The sequence below is a fragment of the Enterobacter sp. H2G27 genome, assembly GCF_054403075.1.
The window spans coordinates 2025108-2046881 of the sequence record NZ_JBSVSI010000001.1; the positions used below are offsets into that span (position 1 = coordinate 2025108).

Genomic DNA, 21774 nt, shown 5'->3' on the forward strand with positions numbered 1-21774 from the left:
GCTCCTCAGATATGGCGTTACGCGCAATGATTAAGTGCAAATGCTGCGTCTTCCGCCCTGTATACCGCATGATTATAGTTTCGTCATCACGATTCTTATCCGGAGTAACGACGATGACGCTATTTTCAAACCTGCCCGGCGATGAAGGTTTACCCGGGCATGAACGCGCCAGGGTCCTGGCCGCCGTTATGACCACCACGCTGATGGGCGTCTTTGACGGCACCATGATCAACATCGCGCTCCCCTCTATGGCAAGGGCGATGCAGGTCCCCGCGAACGTTGCGGTCTGGTTCGCCAACGGCTATCTGCTGTCAGCGGCGATGACGTTGGCCATCTTCGCGGCGCTGGCGGCGCGCGTGGGCTATCGCCCGGTCTTTCTGAGCGGGCTTGCCACCTTTACGCTCACCTCGCTCGGCTGCGCGCTGGCAACAACGCCGGAAATGTTAACCGGGATGCGGATCCTGCAGGGCATCGGCGGGGCGGCGACCCTGAGTATCGCCCCGGCGATCCTGCGTTCGGTTTTTCCTGGCCGACTGCTTGGCCGCATTCTGGGGCTGCACGCCCTGCTTATCGCCTCCAGCACGGCGATTGCTCCTGTGCTCGGAGGAACAATACTGGACGCCCTGAGCTGGCAATGGCTGTTCGCCATTAACCTCATTCCGGGCAGCATCGCCCTGCTGCTGGCATGGCGGGCCTTACCGCGGGAATCGGCCGTGGACCGAACTCCCTTTGACGCGCCGGGCGCTGTTCTCTCCGCCGTCCTGCTAGGTTCCGCGATCATGCTGGCCGACAGCCTTCAGCACGTGGCGCAACAGATTAGCGCGCAGGCCATCTTCTGGGGCGTTCTCGCGCTGGTAAGCGCCTTCGCCTTTACCTGGCGGATTCGGCGTGCGCAACATCCGTTACTGCCGCCGGTGATGTTCAGAAACGGGCGCTTCACCCTCGCCGCGCTGACCTCGCTGGCCTCGTTTGTGAGCCAGGGGATCACGTTTGTCGCGCTGCCGTTCCTGTTTCAGAGCGTATATGGCTACAGCCCGGTGGTGTCGGCGCTGCTGTTTACCCCGTGGCCGATTGGCATCGTACTGATCGCGCAGCATGCGGGACGCTGGGCAGATACGATTTCCGCGCCGCTAATCTCGACAATCGGGCTGATGATTTTTGTCGGTGGGCTGGTCCTGCTGGCCACCCTGCCGGACAATCCTTCCGCGTGGAACATCTGCCTGCGCAGCCTGGTTTGTGGGATTGGGTTTGGCTGCTTCCAGAGTCCCAATAACCGGGAAATGCTCTCTAACGTGGCGCGGGAATATGCCAGCTATGCCTCTGGCGTGCTTTCTATCGTCAGGACATTCGGCCAGTGTCTCGGCGCTGCCGCGGTGGGGGTGCTGATGGCTGTGACGACAGGGTTAGATCATCAAACGCTTGATGACCAGGCCGTGCATCTGGCGCTGTGGATTGCGGTGATTGCTTCAACGGGATCGGTCTTATTTAGCCTGAGCAGGTTGCGCCCTGCGGTTCGGGCATCGGCTTAACAGGCTGCGCCTGACGGCGCAGCGCGTTTATTTACTCCAGCGCCAGTAGCGCAAAGCTCGCCAGCCAGTGCCCGCCGCTGTAGTGGCTGCCGACCACATGCTCGACGCTTGCGGCCAGATGTTTCGTCACCGCCTCGCGCAATGCCGGTTGCGCCGGGTGGCTGGCAGGAAGCGCTTTAGCAATATGCTTCATGCACCAGGCGCGGCTGAGGTTTAACCCGTCGAGATGGGCAATTTTCGGGTCAGTGCGATCGCTCACTTCCGCAGGGTTCATCAGCGCCGTAACGGCACCCACCTCCGGGAGAAACGCGTCAAACCAGGCCGGGAAGTCTTCAGACACTTTGCTCATCAGCAGCGCCTCCGTCAGCGCGCCGGAAATATACTCGTCTCCGCCGGGCTCATAATGAGCCGGATAGCGCGTGTCGGCGAGATAAAACCGCTCCGCCGCTGCCACAATCGCCTGTTCAAGCGCCTTGTCTCCCCCTGCGCGACCGTAATCGAGCGCCAGCGCGAGGGCAAACGCGGTGTTGTAGTGCGTCCCGACGCGGATCGGATAGGTGAGCTTGCCGAGGTAATCCACCAGCCGGTTGCGAATGTCCTGAGTTAACGGCTCCAGCATCTGATACCAGCCCGCGGCCTGCGGCAGCGACGACTGTTTCAGCTCCTGGGCCAGCGCAAGCAGCCAGCCGTAGCCATACGGCCGCTCAAACGAGGCGCGGAACGGCGCGGTGAAATAGGCCAGCTCCTTCGCCACGTTCTCTTCGGTTATGTGCTCGTCAAAAAGCGCGACGATCGCGTCCCGGCAAGGTAATTCTGGATAGAGCCGCACGCAGCGCAGCAGCAGCCAGTAGCCGTGCACCGCCGAGTGCCAGTCAAAACAGCCGTAGAAAATGGGATGCAGCTCGCGCGGCGGCAGAACGTCACCATCATCATTCAGCAGGTGCATGATGTGGTTCGGGTATTCCTGGCGCAAATAGGTCAAAGGCATGCGGGCAAACGCGTCGGCCTGATGTTGCGTTAATTCCATGACAGCTCCTTAGCGAAACACGAGGAAATACATTAAGAACACGTTCACCACCAGCAGGGTTAACGCGGTCGGGATCTGGATCTTGATCACCTGATATTTGTCCTTCAGCTCCAGCAGCGCGGCGGGAACGATATTGAAGTTCGCGGCCATCGGCGTCATCAGCGTGCCGCAGTAGCCCGCGTACATGCCAATCGCCAGCAGCGGCGCCGGGTTGCCGTGATGCACGTTGATGAGAAACGGCAAGGCGATACCGGCACTTAACACCGGGAATGCCGCAAAGGCGTTACCCATGATCATGGTAAACAGCGCCATACCCACGCAGTAAATGACCACCAGCATGAAGCGGCTATCCGGGTTCACAAACAGGCTCACCACCTTCTGCACCGAGTCACCCGTGTTGGCCACCACGAACACGCCGCCGAGCATGGCCAGCATCTGCGGCAGGATCACCGCCCAGCCAATGGTATCGACAAGACGACGGGACTGACGAACGGCATGCAGCGGCGTGCCTTTGGTCAGCCACCAGCCGGTGAGGATCGCCGCGACGCAGGCCACGCACAGCGCCGCCAGAGTCAGCTGCTTCTGATCGAGCAGAAACACGCCGCCGATCGAAACGCCCTTCAGGAATAACGTGCCCAGCACCGTCACCACCGGGATCATCAGCGCGGGCAGGAACAGCCAGTTTTTAAGACGGTTTGACGACGCGACGCGCTCCTCCTCGGTCGACATTTTATAGTGCCCTTTCCCGACGAGGCCAAAACCCGCCAGCAGCGCGATAACGATAACGCCGCCGCCGATTATCCGGTACGCCAGCGATTTCCCCAGCTCCTGAACCATCAGATCGCCAAACAGAAAGATCCCGCCAAACAAGAACCAGAACAGCGCGGTGGTAAAACGCTTTGGATTAGCGCGATCGCGCAGGGTCATCACAACCAGCAGCATCACGACAAAGCCAATCAGGTAGTACACGCGGTTAATGGTGATAAGCGTCATCATTGCGCAGCCTCCTGCGTACCCTGCTCTGCACGCCAGGCCATTACGTCGCGGCGGATGCTTGCATCGAGGCGCAGCAGGCGCGTCATATGAATAACTAATGCCGCAATGGCGGTTGGAATGGCCCACAGGCCGATATGCAGCGGTTCAATGCCCTGAATACCATTTTCTTTCAGGAACGCGTCGATCAGCAGCACCGCCCCGAAGGCAATAAAGATATCTTCCCCAAAGAAGACCGCGATGTTGTCGCACGCGGCGGCGTGGGCTTTGATTTTGTCGCGAATGTGCTGCGGCAGCTCGCCATATTCGTTCAGCGCCGCCCCTTCGGCCATCGGCGCCAGCAGCGGGCGCACCGTCTGGGCATGACCGCCCAGCGACATCAGGCCCAGCGCGGCGGTGCCTTCACGGGCGACAAAATAGAGCATCAGAATACGCGCCGAGGTGGCGCTGGCGATCTTCGCCACCCAGGCCTGGGCGCGCTCTTTTAGCCCGTAATACTCCAGCAGACCAATCACCGGCAGGATCAGGATGAAGGTGGCCAGCGATCGGCTATTGACGAACTTCTCGCCAAAGGTCTCCAGCAGCATGCCGAAATCCATGCCGACCAGCAGACCCGTCGCCAGCCCCGCCACCACGACCACCAGCAGCGGGTTGAAGCGCAGTGCAAAACCAATAACCACGATCGGTATCCCGATCAGCGGCAGCAGCGTAGTACCGTCCATAACGTTTACCCTATCGAAAGTGAGCGTTGCGCGCCGACGGCTATTTTTTTAATTTGCGGCGAGCGATGTTGTGTTTTGTTGGCAGGCTTCGCAAAACCTGCGCTAAAAAGCTATATCTGAACCTCAAAAACATGTAAACAAATTATCAATAAAATGTTCTTATTCTATCGATGAGTTTACATTTCTGGCTAAGGAACGTTATGACCTCAGAAAAGAGTGCTTCACCCGATCGCGACGATATCAACGATGGCCGGATCGTCTCTTCCCGCCATCTGGTATCCGAGCGCTGCGCGGAGCTGTCAGAGCTGGAATATGCGCTGATCATGACCAGCAACGCGTTCAACAAATGGATGGTGCGCTGCATGACGGCTGCCGGCGAGCCCGATATGGGCGCCTTTGACGTTTCGCTGCTGCATCACGTGAACCACCGCAACCGCAAGAAAAAGCTGGCCGATATCTGCTTCGTCCTCAACGTGGAAGATACCCACGTGGTGACCTATGCCCTGAAAAAACTGGTCAAAGCAGGCTACGTGACGAGCGAGAAAGCGGGTAAAGAGCTCTTTTTCTCTACCACCGAGGAAGGGAAAGCACTGTGCATGAAATACCGGGACGTGCGGGAGGCGTGTCTGATTGCGATCCACGCGGAGAGCGGCATTGCCGGGAAGTCGATTGGCGAGACCGCGCAGCTGTTACGCACGATCTCCTCCCTGTATGACACCGCCGCAAGGGCAGCGGCGTCACTGTAATTAAGGACGCCGGAACAGCGTAATGCTCCGTCCGGCCAGCGCGTACTCAACGGTTTCGGTGATCGCTGTCCCGGTGGCAGCGTCATCCGCCGTAGACAGCTCCAGCACCCATCCCCCTTCGCCAAACTGCGGGATCTGGAACGGCACGGTGCCTTCAAACGGATTGAACAGCATCAGCACGTCGTGCCAGATGCCGTCCTCCTGCTGAAGATCCGGCCTGCTGATGGAGACCCCGAGCGTCGAGCCTTCATCCCACTGCTCGGCCTGCTGTGGGCCACCCCCGGCATTGAACCAGCGGATCTCCAGCCCGTCGCGCCAGCTTTCACGGCGCAGCAGCGGCTGTTGCGCGCGAAGGGCAATGAGACGACGGGTAAACTCGCGCAGCGCAGCGTCGTTTTCGGAGAGCCCCTTCCAGTCGATCCACGAGATCTCACTGTCCTGGCAGTAGCCGTTGTTGTTCCCCTTCTGCGTACGGCCAAACTCGTCCCCCGCCAGCAGCATCGGCGTGCCGTGGGAGAGCAGCAGCGTGGTCAGGAAATTACGTTTCTGCCGTTCGCGGGTAGCAATAATATCCGGATTCTCGGTTGGCCCTTCCTCGCCGTAGTTGTACGAGCGGTTATCGTTATGCCCGTCGTTATTGTCCTCGCCGTTGTCGGCGTTGTGCTTCTCGTTGTACGACACCAGGTCATTCAGCGTAAAGCCGTCGTGGGCGGTGATAAAATTGACGCTGGCCCACGGACGACGTCCGCGCAGATCGTACAGATCGCCGGAACCGAGCAGGCGCGCGGCAAAGTCCGTGGAGACGTTGTCCCCCTTCCAGTACTCGCGAACGGTGTCGCGGTATTTGTCGTTCCACTCACCCCAGCCCGGCGGGAAACCGCCGACCTGATACCCGCCGGGGCCGATATCCCAGGGTTCACCAATCAGCTTCAGTCGGGATAACACCGGATCCTGAGTCACGGCGTCGAAGAAACCGCCGCGCGGGTCAAACCCTTCGGGCTCGCGGCCCAGGATCGTCCCGAGGTCGAAGCGAAAACCGTCGATGTGCATCGATTCCGCCCAGTAGCGCAGGGAATCCATCACCATCTGCAGCACGCGCGGGTGCGAGGTGTTGACCGTGTTTCCCGTCCCGGTGTCGTTGATGTAGTACCGGTGCTGGTCCGGGAGCGTGCGGTAATAGCTGTAGTTATCAATCCCCTTAAACGAGAGCGTCGGTCCAAGCTCGTTCCCTTCCGCCGTGTGGTTGTACACCACGTCCAGAATGACCTCGATGCCCGCGTCATGATATGCGCGCACCATATCGCGAAAGCCCTGGATCCCCGCCGGGCCGTAGTAGCGTGACGCAGGGGCAAAAAAGCCCAGCGTGTTATAGCCCCAGAAGTTCTTCAGGCCGCGGTCGAGCAGGTGCCGATCGTTCGGAAACCAGTGAACCGGCAGCAGCTCCACCGAGGTAATGCCGAGGCTTTTGATATAGTCGACCGAGGCTTTGTGCCCCATCCCCTCAAACGTGCCCTGCAGCTCGGGCGGAATGGCCGGGTTCATCTGGGTAAACCCTTTCACGTGGCTCTCATAGACAACGGTATGCGGCCAGGGCACGTTCGGCCGGCTGTTGTCCTGCCAGTCAAAGGCATTCGGGTCGATGACCCTGCATTTCGGCGTAAACGGCGCGCTGTCGCGGGTATCAAAGCTCAAATCCAGCTCGTCATGCCCCAGCTCATAGCCGAAATGGGCGTCGTTCCAGTCGATGTCACCCATCAGTTCGCGAGCGTAAGGGTCGATAAGCAGCTTATGCGGGTTAAAGCGATGACCATTTTCCGGGTCGTAGGGGCCGTAGACGCGATAGCCGTACAGCGCACCCGGCTTCAGATCGGGCACATAGCCGTGCCAGACCTCATGGGTATACTCCGGCAGCTCCAGCCGGGCGATTTCCGTTTTCCCGGACGGGTCAAACAGACAGAGCTCCACCCGTTCAGCGTGAGCGGAGAACAGCGCGAAGTTGACCCCTTTCCCGTCATAATTCGCACCCAACTGCTGGCCATGACCGGCCCGAATTTCAAACGTTGTATCCTTTGCCATTTTCGTTCTCCACGATTATTCGCAGGTAAGCAGAACCAGTACACATCCCTTTTCTGACGTTAAATCCAGCGTCTCTTGCAGAATGCGGCTCTCACCGCTGAACAGATCCCGATAGCGTTTCCCCGTCAGCTCCTCGGGTATCGCCACCGTGGTATTGACCCACAGCTGATGATTATCGGTGACATCAAAAACCAGACGCGGCACGGCAACAATCAGCGCCTCGTCGTCCTTAACGCGCGCGTAGACAATCAGGTTATCTTCGCGCTCGCCGCTGACCTTAAGCGGCAGCCAGTCGCCGTAGCGGAAAAGCGCGTCGTAGTGCGGTCGAAGCCGCAGCAGCGTGGCGGTAACAAACTGCTTCACCCTGCCGTCCCGCCAGCATGCCGGGTTGTCAAACACCCCGGCATCCGCCGCGCTGAGGCTCTGCACCAGCGCGTTGAAATCCGGCTCCCGTCGGTTATCCGGGTCAACGAGGCTAAAGTTAAGCGCCTCGCTGCCCTGATAGATATCCGGCACGCCGGGCGCCGTCAGCTTAATCACCGTCTGGCTGAGGCTGTTCATTAACCCGGCGCGGATAAAGGGCTGCATCGCCTCGCTGAAATCATGCAGGAACGGGCTGTTGTCCGGCGAAAGCATGTGCCGCGCGTAGCTCAGCACCACGCTCTCATAGCTCTCGTTGCTGTCAATCCAGTCGGTGCGCTGTTTCGCCTCGCGAAGCGCTTTCTCGAGGAAGCCAAGGAAGCGTTCTTGCAGTGATTTCAGCCCGTCGGCGTCGTCCGGTGACAGCGTGGCGGGCCAGACGCCCGCCAGGGCCTGGTAGATCATCCACGTATCGGCGGCGTTCGGCGCGGTACCGTCATTGAGAAAGCGCACCTGGGTCTGGTTCATCTGCCTCCAGCGGGCAAGGTTGTCGCCCCACCGCTCCGGGGCTTCCGTCAGGGTGTAAAGGCGCGCGCGGGCATCCTCCCCGCGCTTGGTATCGTGTGTGGAGGTGCCCAGCAGCGCGTCGGGCTGACGGGCCAGACGAATGCGCATCTCCTGGTGGAAGCGGGATAATGAAAACGCGCGCGGCGTCGGGTCGGCACCCACTTCGTTGAGCGCAAGCTCGAGGTTGTGGCGAAAGAAGAGCGTGTCTTCAACGGACTTCGCCATCAGCGGCCCGGTCAGCTGCTGGAAGCGGCTCCTGAAAAGCGCGGCGCTCTCGCGGCAATCTTCCGGCAGGTCGCCGGTAAGAATGCGCACGATCAGGCTGAGCGCCGCTTCCGACGTCTCCACGCTGGCAACCACGCGGTTAAGCAGCGCCACGTCCGGCGGGGTTAATCCTTCCCGGGTGCCGTAGGTGCGGTAGACCGGAAACGCAATAAGCAGTTCGCGCAGCGCGTGACGGATTTCTTCGCGCGGCAGCGCAACCTCATTGCGACGGGCCAGATCCTCAGCAAGGTTAAGCAGCGTGGTGAATTCACCCTCAAAATTACGATCGGCCATCAGGCCTTTGGCATCGCGCAGCTCCGCATGGCGATCGACCGTGATGCCCAGCGTCTCGTCGTGGATTTTCTCAAGACGCCCCAGGCTACTGTCGTCGACCAGCAATTCCGCCAGCGAGGCAATAAACTCGTAGCCGGTGGTGCCGGATACCGGCCAGTCAGCGGGGAGCTGTTCCCCTTTGGCGAGAATCTTTTCGACCGTGATGTAGCAGTCGGGCCCGGCTGCCTGCCGCAGGCGCTGCAGATAGCCCAGCGGATCCGCCAGACCGTCGACATGGTCAATGCGCAGGCCGTCCACCACGCCCGCGTGGACCAGCTCAAGGATCAGCCGGTGCGTATCGTCGAAGACCGCATCATCCTCAACCCGAACGCCGACCAGCCCGGTGATCTCAAAGAAGCGCCGCCATGAGAGCAGCTTCGGCGCCTCCCGCCAGGACATCAGCCGCCAGCTTTGCGCGTCGTGCAGCTCGGCTATGCTCTTCTCCTCGCTGTACGTGCCCGGGTTGAGCGTATACTCGGCGTCGTAGTAAACCAGTGCGGCCTTTTCCGTGACAGGGTCACGTTTTAAGGTGATGGCACCCTTCTCCAGCTCCGCCTCAAAGGTATCGCCAAGAAACGGCAGCGTAAGCGGTCGTGACCCGTCGATATCGAAGTAGCGGAAATAGCGGCTCTGCTGGCCATACTCAATCACGTCGCGCCACCAGGCGTTTTCCAGCGAGGTGGACATATGGTTAGGGACAATGTCCAGAATCAGCCCCATGCCGGCCTGCTTAAGCGCCGCCGCCATACGGTCAAACCCGTCTCGCCCGCCGATGGCGGGGTCGATTTCATTCGGGTTGGTCACGTCATAGCCGTGGGTAGACCCCGTCGTGGCAGTGAACACGGGCGACGCGTAAAGGTGGCTGATGCCGAGGTCCTTCATATACGGCACCAGCGCCACAACGCGGTCAAAGGTCATGCCGTTACGGAACTGAATTCGGTACGTGGCGGAAGGGATCATAACGATGCTTCTCCATCAGCAAAGCGAACGACAATACCGTTCGGCGGTAAAACGTCAGTGACTTCCGGCCAGGCAAAGCGCGTCTCACCCGCGAGATCGGGCAGCGCGACGGGCTTAATGCCGATATTAAGCGCCAGCGAGAGCGTCCCCGACGGGAAGCGCCAGCACACCGCCACCATGCCGGGCGCGGTCTTGAGCACATGGCCCTCAACGGCGCCACCCGGATGCAGAAGCGGAACGATATAGCGATGGCGCAGCGTCAACAGATGGCGCGTATAGCGCAGCCACGTTTTGCCCTCGTCGGTGGCGATTTTGTGCCAGTCGAGCTTTGAGCGGATAAACGTATTCACGTCGTTCGGGTCCGGGACGGTTTCATCGTGCCCGGCATGGCCGATAAACTCTTTCGCGCGCCCTTCCCGTACCGCCTTTGCCAGATCGCCGTGAAAGTCGGTGAAGAACAGGAACGGATGCGTTTCCCCAAACTCCTCGCCCATAAACAGCAGCGGGATATGAGGGGAAAGCAGCAGCGCGGCAAGCAGCACCCGCGTCTTGTCGGCACCCGCGAGGGAGATAAGCCGCTCGCCCTGGGCGCGATTGCCGGTCTGATCGTGGTTTTGAATAAAATCGACGAAGAACTGCGGCGGCTGCGTGCGGCACTCCACGCCGCGGGATTCTCCGGTTTGCAGCGAAATCTCGCCCTGGTAGACAAAGCCTTCCGCCAGCGCCCGGGCGAACTTTTTCTCCGGCTCAAAGGCAAAATCCTGGTAATACGCGTGGGTCTCGCCGGTGGCAAATACGTGGGCAGCGTTGTGAAAATCATCGTTCCACTCGCCGGTAAACAGCGGCGCGTTGCCCTGTTCATCGCGCGGATGCAGGAAAATCACGTTGCGGCTGTCTTCCGTGGTCAGGTGAACGTGACGGTGCGGAATGGTCTCGCGGATCCGGGTGGCAATCTCCTCGAGAACATGGGTGTCCGAGCCGTCCTTAATCTGGTCGATGGCATCAAAGCGCAGCCCGTCCAGACGGTATTCCGTCAGCCAGTAGAGCGGCGCGTCGGTGATGTACTGCCTGACCGGCTCGCGCTCGTAGGCGATGCCGTTACCCCACGGCGTCATCCGCTGTGCATCAAAAAACGCGGGCGACAGCAGAGGCAGATAGTTTCCTTCGGGCCCAAAGTGGTTGAGCACGATATCCAGCACCACGGAAAGCCCCAGCCCGTGCGCGGCGTCGATAAACGCGTGGAAATCCTCCGGCGTGCCGTACGCTGAGTGTGGGGCATACAGCAGCACGCCGTCATATCCCCAGCCGCGGGAACCGCCAAACTGGGAGACGGGCATCACTTCAAGCTGGGTAATCCCGAGTTCTGCCAGATACGGCAGCTTGTCGATGGCCGCCCGGAAGGTGCCCTCCGGGGTAAAGGTGCCGATGTGCAGTTCGTAAATGACCGTCTCTTCCCACGGACGCCCTGCCCAGTCGCGGTTGACCGGCTGGTAAAGTCGGGGATCGATCACCACCGAGGGACCGTTAACGTCGCCCTTTTGCGCCCGCGAGGCGGGATCGGGCACCGCCATGCCGTCCTGAAGAACAAACTGATATTCTGCACCGTGCCTGACGCCGGGGACGTCAGCCTGAAACCAGCCGTCGCCGGTTGCCGTCATCGGCACGTCGGTGGCGGCAAGACGTAGCGTAAGTTCTTTCTGTCCTTCTGCCCAGACGCGAAAACGTACAACGTCATCGGAAATAAACTCAGCACCCCACTGCTTTTGAAATGTCCTGAATTCCATTCATTGTCCTCGAATGACCCACATTTTACGCGGAACGAAGTACAAGCTTAGTTCAGGATTAAAAGTGCGTGAGCTCAGCGGATTTAACCGCTTCGTCTATTCTTTATGAAATAACTCACTAACGGGAATACTATGCAGATTCGAAAAGGACTCAATACCGACTTCGCGCGCCTTGAATGCTGTGACTTTTCTTTCACCATTAGCCACATTGCCCGGGAGCCGTTTATCCATTGTGATTTGCATATCGAAGCCGTCGCCGAGCCCTGGATAAAAACCTACGAACTCGACATTCAAACGCTTGAAAATCACTGCGTTAATCCGGACGCCATATTTCTCGTCGCGGAAACGGACGACGGTGAAATAGCGGGATTTATTACAGCGTCAGTCGGCTGGAATAAGTTTATTTCAGTGGATTATATTGCCGTCGATCGCACCAGACGCAGAACCGGCGCCGCGCAAAAATTAATGGCCGCCGCGCACGTGTGGGCCCGCAGCGTAAACGCGCCGGGATTACGGCTTGAAACACAAAATGTGAACGTCTCTGCCTGTCTGTTTTACCGTAATTACGGATTTACCCTGGGCGGATACGACCGTTATCTCTACAACGCTTTACCGGAAAAAGACGAGGTTGCCCTCTTCTGGTATTACATGCTGGTCTAGCGGAAACACATTGCCACATCGCGGTCATATTTCTGTCACTGAATTTCATTACGCTTTCGGGATTTTAACCAGGGTGTTGAGGAAAAAAGCGTGAATTCAATGGCTAAGGCATTACTGCTGGCATTACCTGTTATGAGTGCAGCGGCAACCGCGACGGCTGCCGGGCGCGACCTGTGCGAACCGAAAGCGTACGAAATGGCGCTGCGCTATCAGCAGAAATCGGCAGAGATTATGGCCCTTCAGCTGCAAACCTATCGGTTTGCCACCGAGCGTTTTAACGAAAAGTTAAAGGATCTGAAAACGCCAGAAAACTACGCCGTGGTGATGGACCTCGACGAAACGGTGCTGGATAACACCCCTCTGCTGGTGCGCGACGCGGAGCAGTGTCACGACTATACGAAATGGGACACCTGGAGCGACTGGGAGAAACAGGGTAAACCCGGCTTAATTCCGGGGGCGAAAGCGTTTCTTGACCACGTGAATCAAAGCAAAGTCCGCATCTACTACGTTTCGGATCGTATGCAGGAAAACAAAGCCGACACGCTGAAGACGTTAAATGCTCTCGGCCTGCCGCAGGTGTCTGACGAAAGCGTGCTGCTGGATACGGTCAGCAAGGAAGAGCGTCGCCAGAGCATTCTCAAAAAGCAGCAGATCGTGATGCTGTTCGGCGACAGCCTGCCGGACTTCGCCGTGCAGTTTAAAAACAAAAAGCCGAGCGAGCAGCAGCGTGAGCTGGTTGAAGCCAGCGCCGAACACTTCGGCAACGACTGGATTGTGCTGCCTAATGCCGCTTATGGCTCATGGTCCAAAGCCACGCCGGACAGCTGGAACGTACCGCTGAAAAAATAATGTCTACGGGCCGGGAAAGCTATCGCGCGCCTTCCCGGCCCTTCGATTTCCTATCCATCCCGTTTATAGGTCCTATCATTTCTGGGCAGGTTCTTATAATTTTACGGAGCAGTAAGATGAGCACTTTCAAAGGAGACTCGTATGCTTACCGTGAAAAAACTTGCTCTTTCCACGCTGATTTCCAGTTCACTGCTTTTTTACCCTGCGCTCCAGGCCTCGGCGGAGACGCCCCAGCACGTCGTTAAACAACCGGCGGGCGGTTACAGCGTGCAGGTCGGCGACGTTCTGGTCACCTCGTTTACCGACGGGACCGTCGCGCAGGATCTGCACAAGCTGCTGCGCCGGACAACGCCGCAAAACATTGATGCGCTGCTCGCGAAAAACTTTCAGACCAACCCGGCTGAGGTCTCCATCAACGCTTTTCTGATTGCGATACCCGGACATAAAATTCTGGTGGATACAGGCTCGGGCCAGCTCTTTGGCCCTGATACCGGCGGACGTCTGGTTGAAAGCCTCGCCACGCAGGGGATAAAACCCGAGGACATCACTGAAGTCCTGCTGACCCACGCCCACTCCGATCATGCCGGTGGTCTGGTGAAGGATGGCAAGGTGGTGTTCAACAACGCGCGCGTTTTCGTTGGCAAACCAGATATCGACTTTTTCTTTAACGACGACAATCAGAAGAAAACCGGCTACGGCAAGAACTACTTTGACGTCGCGCAGAAGACCTTAAAACCCTATCTGGATGCGGGAAAAGTGGTGCCGTTTAGCGGCACATCGGAGATTCTACCGGGGCTGACCGGCACGGTTCATCCCGGCCACACGCCGGGCTCAGCCTTCTACACGCTGACGAGCAAAGGCGAGAAGATCACCTTTGTCGGCGACATCATTCATGCCGCGGCGGTTCAGTTTCCGCAGCCTGCGGTGACCATCACCTACGATGAAGATGAGAACAAAGCGGCAAGCGTTCGCGAGCATGCGTTCGCTGACTTTGTGAAAAACAAGGACCTGGTTGCCGCCCCGCACCTGCCTTTCCCGGGCATCGGCTATGTTACGAAAGGCGAGAAAGGCGGCTATGCCTGGGTCCCTGTGACCTATACCAACCGTGACGCCAGCAGCGCGAAATAGGATGACGCCCATCTCTGATATGGACATAGACCTGATCCTGACGCTGGACGCCCTGCTTCAGGACAGGAATATCACCCATGCGGCCGCGCGGCTGGGCATCAGCCAGCCCGCGCTGTCCGCCCGTCTGGCGCGTCTGCGCACGCTGTTTGGCGAACCGCTGTTTATTCCCTCCCCGCATGGACGCGGGGTATTGCCCACGCCGCGAGCGGAAGCGCTCAGGCCGCAGGTGGCAAGCGTGCTGCGCGGCATCAGCGCGATGTTTGCGCCCACCGCGTTTGATGCGCAAACCAGCAGCCGGACCTTTGTTATCGCGCTGCATGAGAATCCGGCGCTGATGCTCGGCACCGGGCTACTTAACCAGATTAGAACCGATGCCCCCGGTATCCGCCTGCGCTTCGCCCTGCCGGAGATAGCTGACCTGCCGCAGCAGCTGGAGAACGGCGATGTGGATCTCTACATCGGCGTAAGCGCGGGCGCCCATGACGGATGGGTGAGGCGCAAACTTCTCGACGACACGTTTGCCACCGCCCAGCGAAAAGGCCATCCGCGCGGAACGGGTGCGTTAGATCTGGAGATCTACTGCGCGCTTTCCCATCTGGTGGTGTCGTCGGCGGGCGATCCGTTTACCGGATTTGTCGACCAAACCCTCGCCGGGCTGGGCTATCAGCGACACGTTGCCATGTCCACCCAGAGCTACGCTATGGCGCCTGCGCTGGTTGCCGGTACCGACCTGGTGTGCACCCTGCCGGAACGGATGCTGAAGCAGTTCGCCAGCACGCTGGATCTCTTTGCACCACCGCTGCCGCTCCAGCCCATTACCATCAACATGTACTGGCACCCGAAAAACAGCCAGGATCCGGCGAACGCCTGGCTGCGCGAGCTGCTGCTGCGGGCCGCCGGACGTCAGGTGTGATCGAGCGTTACCAGAAACTTTTTAAGCACCTCTGAGCGAATAATCCGGTGGCAAACCAGGGTGAGTTCGCTCTCCCGCAGCCGGTCGAGGATGTCCACGTAGACGACATTCTCGACGCTCACCGCCTTTGCCGACGCGGGAAGCAGCGCCAGCCCAAACCCCGCCGAAACCAGGCTTATCACCGTGGGCACGTCGGTCGCATTCTGCACGACGTCCGGCTGAAAGCCCGCTCCGCTGCAGGCGTCATAGAAGTACTGTTCCAGCCCCATTCCCTCCGGATCGCGCAGGGAGATCCATTTTTCGTCTTTCACCGACGAAAGCGTCAGCGCGGCGGATCCGGCCAGCGGATGCTGACGATACAGCGCCAGCACCGTTTTCTCCGAGGCAAACGGGCGGCTTTGCAGATCGTCCGGCAGCGACGGCAGCGGCGCGCGGATTATGGCCACATCCAGCTGGTTGCTCTGCACGGCGGCGTAGAGCGTCTGCACGTTTCCCGTCATCAGGGACATGGTAATGGCCGGCCAGCGGCTGTGCATCTGGCGAAGCGCGGCGGGCAGCCTGCCGTCAAACATCGCGCTCGACACGCACCCGAGGTTTAACACGCCCTGCTCGCCCCGTGCCGTTTGTCTGGCGTCCAGCACCGCCTGTTCGGTCAGCGAGATGGCGAGCCTGGCCTTTACCAGAAACGCTTCGCCCGCGGGCGTCAGGGTTAAGCGGCGGTTCGCCCGGCTGAAAAGCGTGACGCCTAAACGTTCTTCCAGCGCCTTTATCTGCTGGCTCAGCGCCGGCTGCGCCATGTTCAGACGCTCGGCGGCCCGGTGCATGTGGAGCTCTTCGGCCACGACGATGAAGTGGTGCATCTGACGAAACTGCACGAGACGTCCCCCTGTATTGATATAAATTTCGTTATCAATTTAACAGTAATGATGCAATTGATGCTATTGGTCATTGCCATAAAAATGGAGGGATTCAACCGAGGGAGGAAAATATGGAAAACAAGATTAACGATCTTCGCAGCGCCATCGCCTTACTGCAGCGCCACGACGGGCAGTATATTGAAACCGATCGTCCGGTCGACCCCAACGCCGAACTGGCGGGCGTCTATCGCCATATCGGCGCAGGCGGCACGGTCAAACGCCCGACCCGCACGGGCCCGGCCATGATGTTCAACAGCATTAAGGGCTATCCGCACTCCCGCATCCTGGTGGGCATGCACGCCAGCCGCGAGCGCGCGGCGCTGCTGTTAGGCTGCGAGCCTTCTGAACTGGCAAAACACGTCGGCCAGGCGGTGAAAAAGCCGGTTGCGCCGGTTGTCGTTCCGGCCTCGCAGGCTCCATGTCAGGAACAGGTCTTCTACGCTGACGATCCTGACTTCGATCTGCGCAAGCTGCTTCCGGCCCCGACCAACACGCCGATTGATGCGGGTCCGTTCTTCTGTCTGGGACTGGTGCTGGCAAGCGATCCGGAAGACAGCTCGCTGACGGATGTCACCATTCACCGCCTCTGCGTGCAGGAGCGCGACGAGCTTTCCATGTTCCTTGCCGCCGGGCGCCATATCGAAGTGTTCCGCAAAAAGGCGGAGGATGCCGGAAAACCGCTGCCGGTGACGATCAACATGGGTCTCGACCCCGCCATCTATATCGGCGCGTGCTTTGAGGCCCCGACCACGCCGTTTGGCTACAACGAGCTGGGCGTCGCCGGGGCGCTGCGCCAGCAGCCGGTCGAGCTGGTGCAGGGCGTGGCGGTCAAAGAGAAAGCCATCGCGCGGGCGGAAATCATCATCGAAGGTGAACTGCTGCCGGGCGTGCGCGTGAGAGAGGATCAGCATACCAACACCGGCCACGCGATGCCGGAGTTCCCGGGCTACTGCGGCGAGGCGAACCCCTCCCTGCCGGTGATTAAAGTGAAAGCCGTGACCATGCGAAACCACGCGATCCTGCAAACGCTGGTGGGACCGGGGGAAGAACATACCACGCTGGCCGGACTGCCGACGGAGGCCAGCATCCGTAATGCCGTTGAAGAGGCAATTCCGGGTTTCCTGCAAAACGTCTATGCCCATACCGCGGGCGGCGGCAAGTTCCTCGGGATACTGCAGGTGAAAAAACGCCAGCCGTCAGACGAAGGACGTCAGGGCCAGGCGGCGCTTATCGCCCTGGCCACCTATTCGGAGCTGAAAAACATTATTCTGGTCGACGAAGACGTGGATATTTTCGACAGTGACGACATCCTGTGGGCGATGACGACGCGCATGCAGGGCGATGTCAGCATCACCAATATTCCGGGGATCCGCGGCCACCAGCTGGATCCATCCCAGTCGCCGGATTACAGCACCTCGATTCGCGGAAACGGGATCTCCTGCAAGACGATCTTCGACTGCACGGTGCCGTGGGCGCTGAAGGATCGCTTCGAGCGCGCGCCGTTTATGGAGGTGGATCCGCGTCCGTGGGCGCCGGAGCTGTTTGCTGGCAACGCGAAATAAAAACACCACGCGTATGGCCCGCGGGTCATACGCTAATTTTCTTTTCAAGCGTGGCGATGTTTTCACCCGTCACGCGTTCCACAGTGAAACGATCGACGCTCAGCAAAATGAGCATCAGCCCCCTGCCGCTCTCCAGCAGCGGCGAGATTTCACAAAAACGGTCTCGCCTGGCGGCCTCAAGCCGCTCCAGCGGGAACGCGTCACCCGCGTCGGTAAAAACAATGCAGACATCGCTGTCGCGGATGTCGAACCGTACGCTGAATGCGCGCGAGGCATCCTCATGCAGCGCGTGGCGGATGATATTCGTCGCCACCTCACAGACGGCAAGATCGAGCGCGAAACGCCACTCGTCATCTACGGGAAGCGCCCTCAGCCGCTCTTCCAGCCAGCCGGCCAGCGGCGTCAGGGAACCGAGCACCGCCGGAAATTCTGCCTGCACCGGCGTCTGCATCTACTGCCCCAGCTGCGCAAGCGCGCTGCTTTTATCCGGATAGATACGGAATATGCGATCCATGCGGGTCAGGGTGAACATATTCATTATCCCGGGGTTCAGGGAGCACAGCGCCATGTCGCCTTTCCCGTTCATCAGCTTAAACAACGACACCAGCATTCCCAGCCCGCTGCTGTCGATGAAATCCACTTTGCTGAAGTCAACAATCAAGGCCTTGCGATCGTCGCCAATTTCCTCCGTCACGGACGCTTTAAAGCTCGCGGCAACGGAGGCATCCAGCCGCCGGACCGCGGGCGTGAGAATATTGGCGTGCGGTAGTCGTTCGGTGTTAATAATCATTCTGTTCTCCCTGACGCTCGATCACGAGCAGTGAAACGTCATCGGTTAAGGCGGTCGGTTCATCACGATTTGCGTTGCGCCAGCCGGTCAGGTGGTCACCGAACCGCGGCAGGAGCTGGTCAACCGGAAGTCGGGCATGGTCATGAAGCCAGCGTTCGAGACGCTGCGGGCCAAACTGCTCGCCGCTGACGTTCTCACACTCCGTAATACCGTCACTGAATAAGCATAAGCGATCCCCCGGATTGAGGGTAAACGCGACGTCCTCCCAGCTGAGGTCAGGCATCAGCCCGACCGGCGGGCCGCCGTTGCCCACGGACGTGACGGCGCTGTCTGCGTTCACAATGACGGGAGTAGGATGCCCGGCCTGACACAACACCCCTCGTCCGCTCTCGGGGTCGATTACCCCGTAGATAATGGTGAAATAGCTGGTAATGTCGCTCTCTTCACTGCAAAAGCGGCTGTTCAGGATCCTGATCACCTCCGCAGGCGACTGAATGCCGCCCCGATCGGTAAACAAAAAACGGTCTACCACCCGGCCATGTAAGAACTGGCGCGCCACCGCGAGGGACATCATCGCGGCCCCCACGCCGTGACCGGACACATCCACGCAATAGAACCCAACGTGAGAATCCAGCGGAAAAATATTGAACACATCCCCCGAGACCCACGCAGACGGCAAGAAAAGCCAGTCGGAAAAGTAGTTCCCAAAGCGTAAGCGGTGCGATGGCAGCACCGAGTGCTGAACGCGCGCCGCGAGTTCAAGATCCTGTTCAATCTGATGCAACGCTTCACTCAGGCGCTTGTTGTGCGCCGCGAGGGTCGCCTCCAGGGTCAAAATACGGACCCCGGCGTGGAGCCGCGCCCGCAGTTCATCCTGCTCGACCGGCTTGCTTAAAAAGTCGTCCGCCCCGGCATCAAAGCCCTGCGTTAAATCCCCTGCATTCTCGCGGGCCGTCAAAAGAATGATATACACATAGTGGCCAAACTGACGGTTGCGAATGGTCTGACACAGCGTGAGACCGTCCATTTCCGGCATGTCCCAGTCGCTTATCACCATGCTGATCGGCTGGCTGGACAGTATTTCCAGCGCGGCGACGCCATTTTCCGCCTCGCTCACGATATACCCCCACTGGGTGAGCATTCGGGAGAGTAACCGACGATAAATCAGCGAATCTTCAACGATTAACACGTGCAGCGCCGACATACATCCCTCCTAAAGCGGTAAGAACCAGATGAGGCTCACGGTCCCTTCCCTGAATTTTGCATTCCCGTTACCGTGCCCCGGATAGCGCGTTCCCGCATAGTTCGCGTACTGGATGGAGAACGAACCCGGCGTATAGCCGGCATAACCGAAGCTGTAGCTGTAATCGCCGTTCCAGGGCTGCTGCTGGCTGCTGTCCGGGAACCAGAATGCCGTCGCGCGAACGAAGAAATGTTGTTTGAAGGTGTAGCCGCAGCCGCCGAGCATGACGTTTTTATTTTTGCGAATGTCATCGCTGCTGAGATCGTAGTACCGCGGCACCCAGCTGTACCCGACCTGGCAAATGATGGAATCCCCTTTATTAATCAGGAGCGTGTTTTCGACCGGTTTCGGTAGCGAAAACTTGTAGGCCAGCGTAAAGGCGCCCTGTTCGAAATAGGTGTGTCGTCGGCTACCCGACGTCCAGAAGTGGTTATCGCCGTAGTTGCTGTAAACCAGGCTCACCGTGTTGGCGTGCCAGTCATCGTAGCCGAAGCTGTAGCGAAAATCGGCGGTGTAGCGGCTGGTGTCTCTGACCGGCAGTCGGGACGTGATGTTGGCAAACCAGAAGCTGTAGGGGGAATACTGAAGGCTGAGATTTAGCGTCTGGTTAAACTTTTTCTTTTCCGTGGCGGTGTCTGAACTGTTCGGAATGCTCATCCACTGCTCTTTCAGTCCCGAGCTAAAGCTCAGCGCACCTGAGAATTTCTTGTCGTTACCCGAGAACAGGCGCCCCCAGCGGCTGGTAAAGACGCCAGCCTGAACGGGTTCACCGTTCTTATCGCGCAGGGATTCATTTTCACTGCTTTTCGCCGCCTCCGCGGCGGGTATCGCGGCGAGCAGCACGCCCGCCAGAAGCCATTTTTCGCGCATAACCGCCATCCTTAGTTAGGTATCCAGCGTGCGCCGACGTCGTATTTTGCCATCAGCCACAAAATACCCAGTGCCGCCGCATGCACTAACGTGTTCTCTATCCAGGCATGACGCCATAAGTCGAAGGTGATGAACTGGCTCACCAGCAGCACCACGTACACATGCAAAATAAAGGTATAAAGCGAGTGCTGGCCGAGCGGGATCAGGAACCATCCCAGCAGGCGATTGAGCGGCGTCCAGCAATACGTCAGCACCAGGTAGACGGTGACCATCAGGGCGATATCGTTTAACACTCTCACCGGGCCCAGCCCGTTCTTCGCCGCCCAGGTGTGATAAAACGAATTGAAGCTGTCAGGCGGGATGACGTGCATCAGCAGCGCGGGCGGCATAAACGGGTTGGTATGGTTCTGGGCTACAAATCCCAGCACCAGCGACACCATGACCAGCGCCACTACCACCCCTTTCCCCGGAGGCGTCCGGGCGAAAGAGAGCAGTTCGGCTTTATACCAGCCGCTGGCCATGCCCAGCACAAAGATGAACTGCCAGGCGAGCAGCGGGAAGGCAAATTCGAATTCCGACGGCGTCAGCCGAAGCGGCCACCGCTGCCACAGGCCGTACACCAGCAGCGACAGCCCCAGCAGCCACCACACTTTTCCTTTCTGCAGCATCCCCAAAAATAGCGGGCTGAGTAGCAGCAAAAAGATATACAGCCCCAGAATTTGCGTCTGATGGGGGCCGATCTGCAAATAGAGGATAATGTTGAACCAGGTCTCTTTAATTTGCGGCGTAACCGGATAAAGCGACCAGCTTTCACCCGAAAAACGGTCGGTAAAATGGGTGACCTCGAAAACGTTAATATGCGGGATATAGGCCAGAAGAATAAACGACACTATGATAATGATATTTACACGATATATTTTCCACGCCCTGAGATAAAGCCCCCAGGAAACCGTGAGCAAAACCACTTTTTGCAAACGCGCGCGGTTCAGCATGCCCAGCATAAACCCCGAGAGAATAACAAAACCTTCTGCACCGGTTGTTAACCCAAAACGCTCCCAGGAGAATATATTAAATACCGACATCACCTCCGTATGCGCCACGACCATCATGACGAGGGCAATGCCGCGCATAAAGTCGATTCTCAGGTCCCTGGTACCTGCAACGACATACTGCCATGCTGTTGATTTAGCGTCATCTTCTTGCGCTACCGACGGCGCAACATGGCTCATAGGGTGTCCTTTGCCTGAAAACGAAAATTAAGGTCTAAATAAAGTAGATAGCCTAAAGGAATAGTAACCGCAATTTATCGTCAGCAGATGAAAGATATTAAGCAGAATTTAAGTTGAATTAAACACCGCTAAATATTAATAAAAACGTGGCTGGACACTTTTATTCGGCGTTCTACACTTATCTTAAATCTTGTTTAATCGCTATTTTCTTTCGCTTTTGAGCAACTATCTGCGCAGCAGAATGGGTCTGCA

General features: G+C 58.6%; 19 protein-coding genes. 7 read left to right on the forward strand and 12 right to left on the reverse strand.

Annotated elements, in window-relative coordinates:
- The first annotated feature begins 113 nt into the window (after positions 1 to 113).
- Positions 114 to 1529, forward strand: a complete 1416-nt coding sequence (locus ACW9E7_RS09625) for an MFS transporter (protein WP_458727671.1) — start codon at positions 114 to 116, stop codon at positions 1527 to 1529.
- A 31-nt stretch (positions 1530 to 1560) separates the two neighbouring features.
- On the opposite strand, the gene ACW9E7_RS09630 is transcribed toward ACW9E7_RS09625, so the two are convergent.
- From ACW9E7_RS09630 to ACW9E7_RS09640, 3 genes are read right to left on the reverse strand one after another with little or no spacing between them, the layout of a single operon-like run.
- Entirely contained in the window at positions 1561 to 2556 is a 996-nt protein-coding gene (locus tag ACW9E7_RS09630; RefSeq protein WP_458727672.1) for a DUF2891 domain-containing protein, read from the reverse strand.
- Between the two features lie 9 nt (positions 2557 to 2565).
- On the reverse strand, positions 2566 to 3552 hold the full coding sequence (locus ACW9E7_RS09635; protein ID WP_115875082.1) for a DUF979 domain-containing protein: 987 nt from the start codon (positions 3550 to 3552) through the stop codon (positions 2566 to 2568).
- Positions 3549 to 4271 (reverse strand): DUF969 domain-containing protein, encoded by a 723-nt coding sequence (locus ACW9E7_RS09640; protein WP_023327494.1) that lies wholly within the window; start codon positions 4269 to 4271, stop codon positions 3549 to 3551. Before ACW9E7_RS09640 ends, ACW9E7_RS09635 begins: the two co-directional genes overlap by 4 nt.
- Positions 4272 to 4471: 200 nt before the next feature.
- On the opposite strand from ACW9E7_RS09640, the gene ACW9E7_RS09645 reads away from it, so the two are divergent.
- The gene (locus ACW9E7_RS09645) at positions 4472 to 5017 is read left to right on the forward strand and encodes a winged helix DNA-binding protein (RefSeq protein ID WP_127730931.1); all 546 of its coding nucleotides are present in this window, start codon (positions 4472 to 4474) and stop codon (positions 5015 to 5017) included.
- Here the strand turns inward: ACW9E7_RS09645 and glgX are convergent, their stop codons facing one another.
- The 3 genes from glgX to treZ are packed head-to-tail and all read right to left on the reverse strand — an operon-like array spanning position 5018 to position 11361.
- On the reverse strand, positions 5018 to 7093 hold the full coding sequence (gene glgX, locus ACW9E7_RS09650) for a glycogen debranching protein GlgX (protein WP_458727673.1): 2076 nt from the start codon (positions 7091 to 7093) through the stop codon (positions 5018 to 5020). It lies immediately after the preceding gene.
- A gap of 15 nt (positions 7094 to 7108) precedes the next feature.
- Positions 7109 to 9577 (reverse strand): malto-oligosyltrehalose synthase, encoded by a 2469-nt coding sequence (gene treY, locus ACW9E7_RS09655; protein ID WP_458727674.1) that lies wholly within the window; start codon positions 9575 to 9577, stop codon positions 7109 to 7111.
- On the reverse strand, positions 9574 to 11361 hold the full coding sequence (gene treZ, locus ACW9E7_RS09660; protein WP_458727675.1) for a malto-oligosyltrehalose trehalohydrolase: 1788 nt from the start codon (positions 11359 to 11361) through the stop codon (positions 9574 to 9576). Before treZ ends, treY begins: the two co-directional genes overlap by 4 nt.
- Positions 11362 to 11493: 132 nt before the next feature.
- Between treZ and ACW9E7_RS09665 the strand changes: the two genes are divergently transcribed.
- From ACW9E7_RS09665 to ACW9E7_RS09680, 4 genes are all read left to right on the forward strand, one after another.
- On the forward strand, positions 11494 to 12021 hold the full coding sequence (locus tag ACW9E7_RS09665) for a GNAT family N-acetyltransferase (protein WP_458727676.1): 528 nt from the start codon (positions 11494 to 11496) through the stop codon (positions 12019 to 12021).
- Between the two features lie 90 nt (positions 12022 to 12111).
- Positions 12112 to 12870, forward strand: a complete 759-nt coding sequence (locus ACW9E7_RS09670) for a 5'-nucleotidase, lipoprotein e(P4) family (RefSeq protein ID WP_458727677.1) — start codon at positions 12112 to 12114, stop codon at positions 12868 to 12870.
- A gap of 141 nt (positions 12871 to 13011) precedes the next feature.
- Positions 13012 to 13998, forward strand: coding sequence for an MBL fold metallo-hydrolase (locus ACW9E7_RS09675; RefSeq protein ID WP_458727678.1), 987 nt, complete (start codon positions 13012 to 13014; stop codon positions 13996 to 13998).
- A 1-nt stretch (position 13999) separates the two neighbouring features.
- The gene (locus tag ACW9E7_RS09680) at positions 14000 to 14911 is read left to right on the forward strand and encodes a LysR family transcriptional regulator (RefSeq protein ID WP_458727679.1); all 912 of its coding nucleotides are present in this window, start codon (positions 14000 to 14002) and stop codon (positions 14909 to 14911) included.
- Here ACW9E7_RS09680 and ACW9E7_RS09685 read toward each other — a convergent pair.
- A complete protein-coding gene (locus ACW9E7_RS09685) occupies positions 14902 to 15786 on the reverse strand; it encodes a LysR substrate-binding domain-containing protein (RefSeq protein ID WP_458727680.1) in 885 nt (294 codons plus the stop codon). The two genes, ACW9E7_RS09680 and ACW9E7_RS09685, sit on opposite strands and share 10 nt — an antisense overlap.
- A gap of 113 nt (positions 15787 to 15899) precedes the next feature.
- On the opposite strand from ACW9E7_RS09685, the gene ACW9E7_RS09690 reads away from it, so the two are divergent.
- The gene (locus tag ACW9E7_RS09690) at positions 15900 to 17390 is read left to right on the forward strand and encodes a UbiD family decarboxylase (protein WP_223582327.1); all 1491 of its coding nucleotides are present in this window, start codon (positions 15900 to 15902) and stop codon (positions 17388 to 17390) included.
- 25 nt (positions 17391 to 17415) lie between these two features.
- On the opposite strand, the gene ACW9E7_RS09695 is transcribed toward ACW9E7_RS09690, so the two are convergent.
- From ACW9E7_RS09695 to opgC, 5 genes are read right to left on the reverse strand one after another with little or no spacing between them, the layout of a single operon-like run.
- Positions 17416 to 17841 (reverse strand): ATP-binding protein, encoded by a 426-nt coding sequence (locus ACW9E7_RS09695; protein WP_111963579.1) that lies wholly within the window; start codon positions 17839 to 17841, stop codon positions 17416 to 17418.
- Entirely contained in the window at positions 17842 to 18180 is a 339-nt protein-coding gene (locus ACW9E7_RS09700) for an STAS domain-containing protein (protein ID WP_133294445.1), read from the reverse strand.
- A complete protein-coding gene (locus ACW9E7_RS09705; protein WP_458727681.1) occupies positions 18170 to 19384 on the reverse strand; it encodes a PP2C family protein-serine/threonine phosphatase in 1215 nt (404 codons plus the stop codon). The genes ACW9E7_RS09700 and ACW9E7_RS09705 overlap by 11 nt, the downstream gene beginning before the upstream one ends.
- Before the next feature lie 9 nt (positions 19385 to 19393).
- The gene (locus tag ACW9E7_RS09710; protein ID WP_143345136.1) at positions 19394 to 20293 is read right to left on the reverse strand and encodes a hypothetical protein; all 900 of its coding nucleotides are present in this window, start codon (positions 20291 to 20293) and stop codon (positions 19394 to 19396) included.
- Positions 20294 to 20304: 11 nt separating this feature from the next.
- Complete coding sequence (opgC, locus tag ACW9E7_RS09715; RefSeq protein WP_133294447.1) at positions 20305 to 21522, reverse strand: OpgC domain-containing protein; 1218 nt, start codon at positions 21520 to 21522, stop codon at positions 20305 to 20307.
- Between the last annotated feature and the right edge of the window lie 252 nt (positions 21523 to 21774).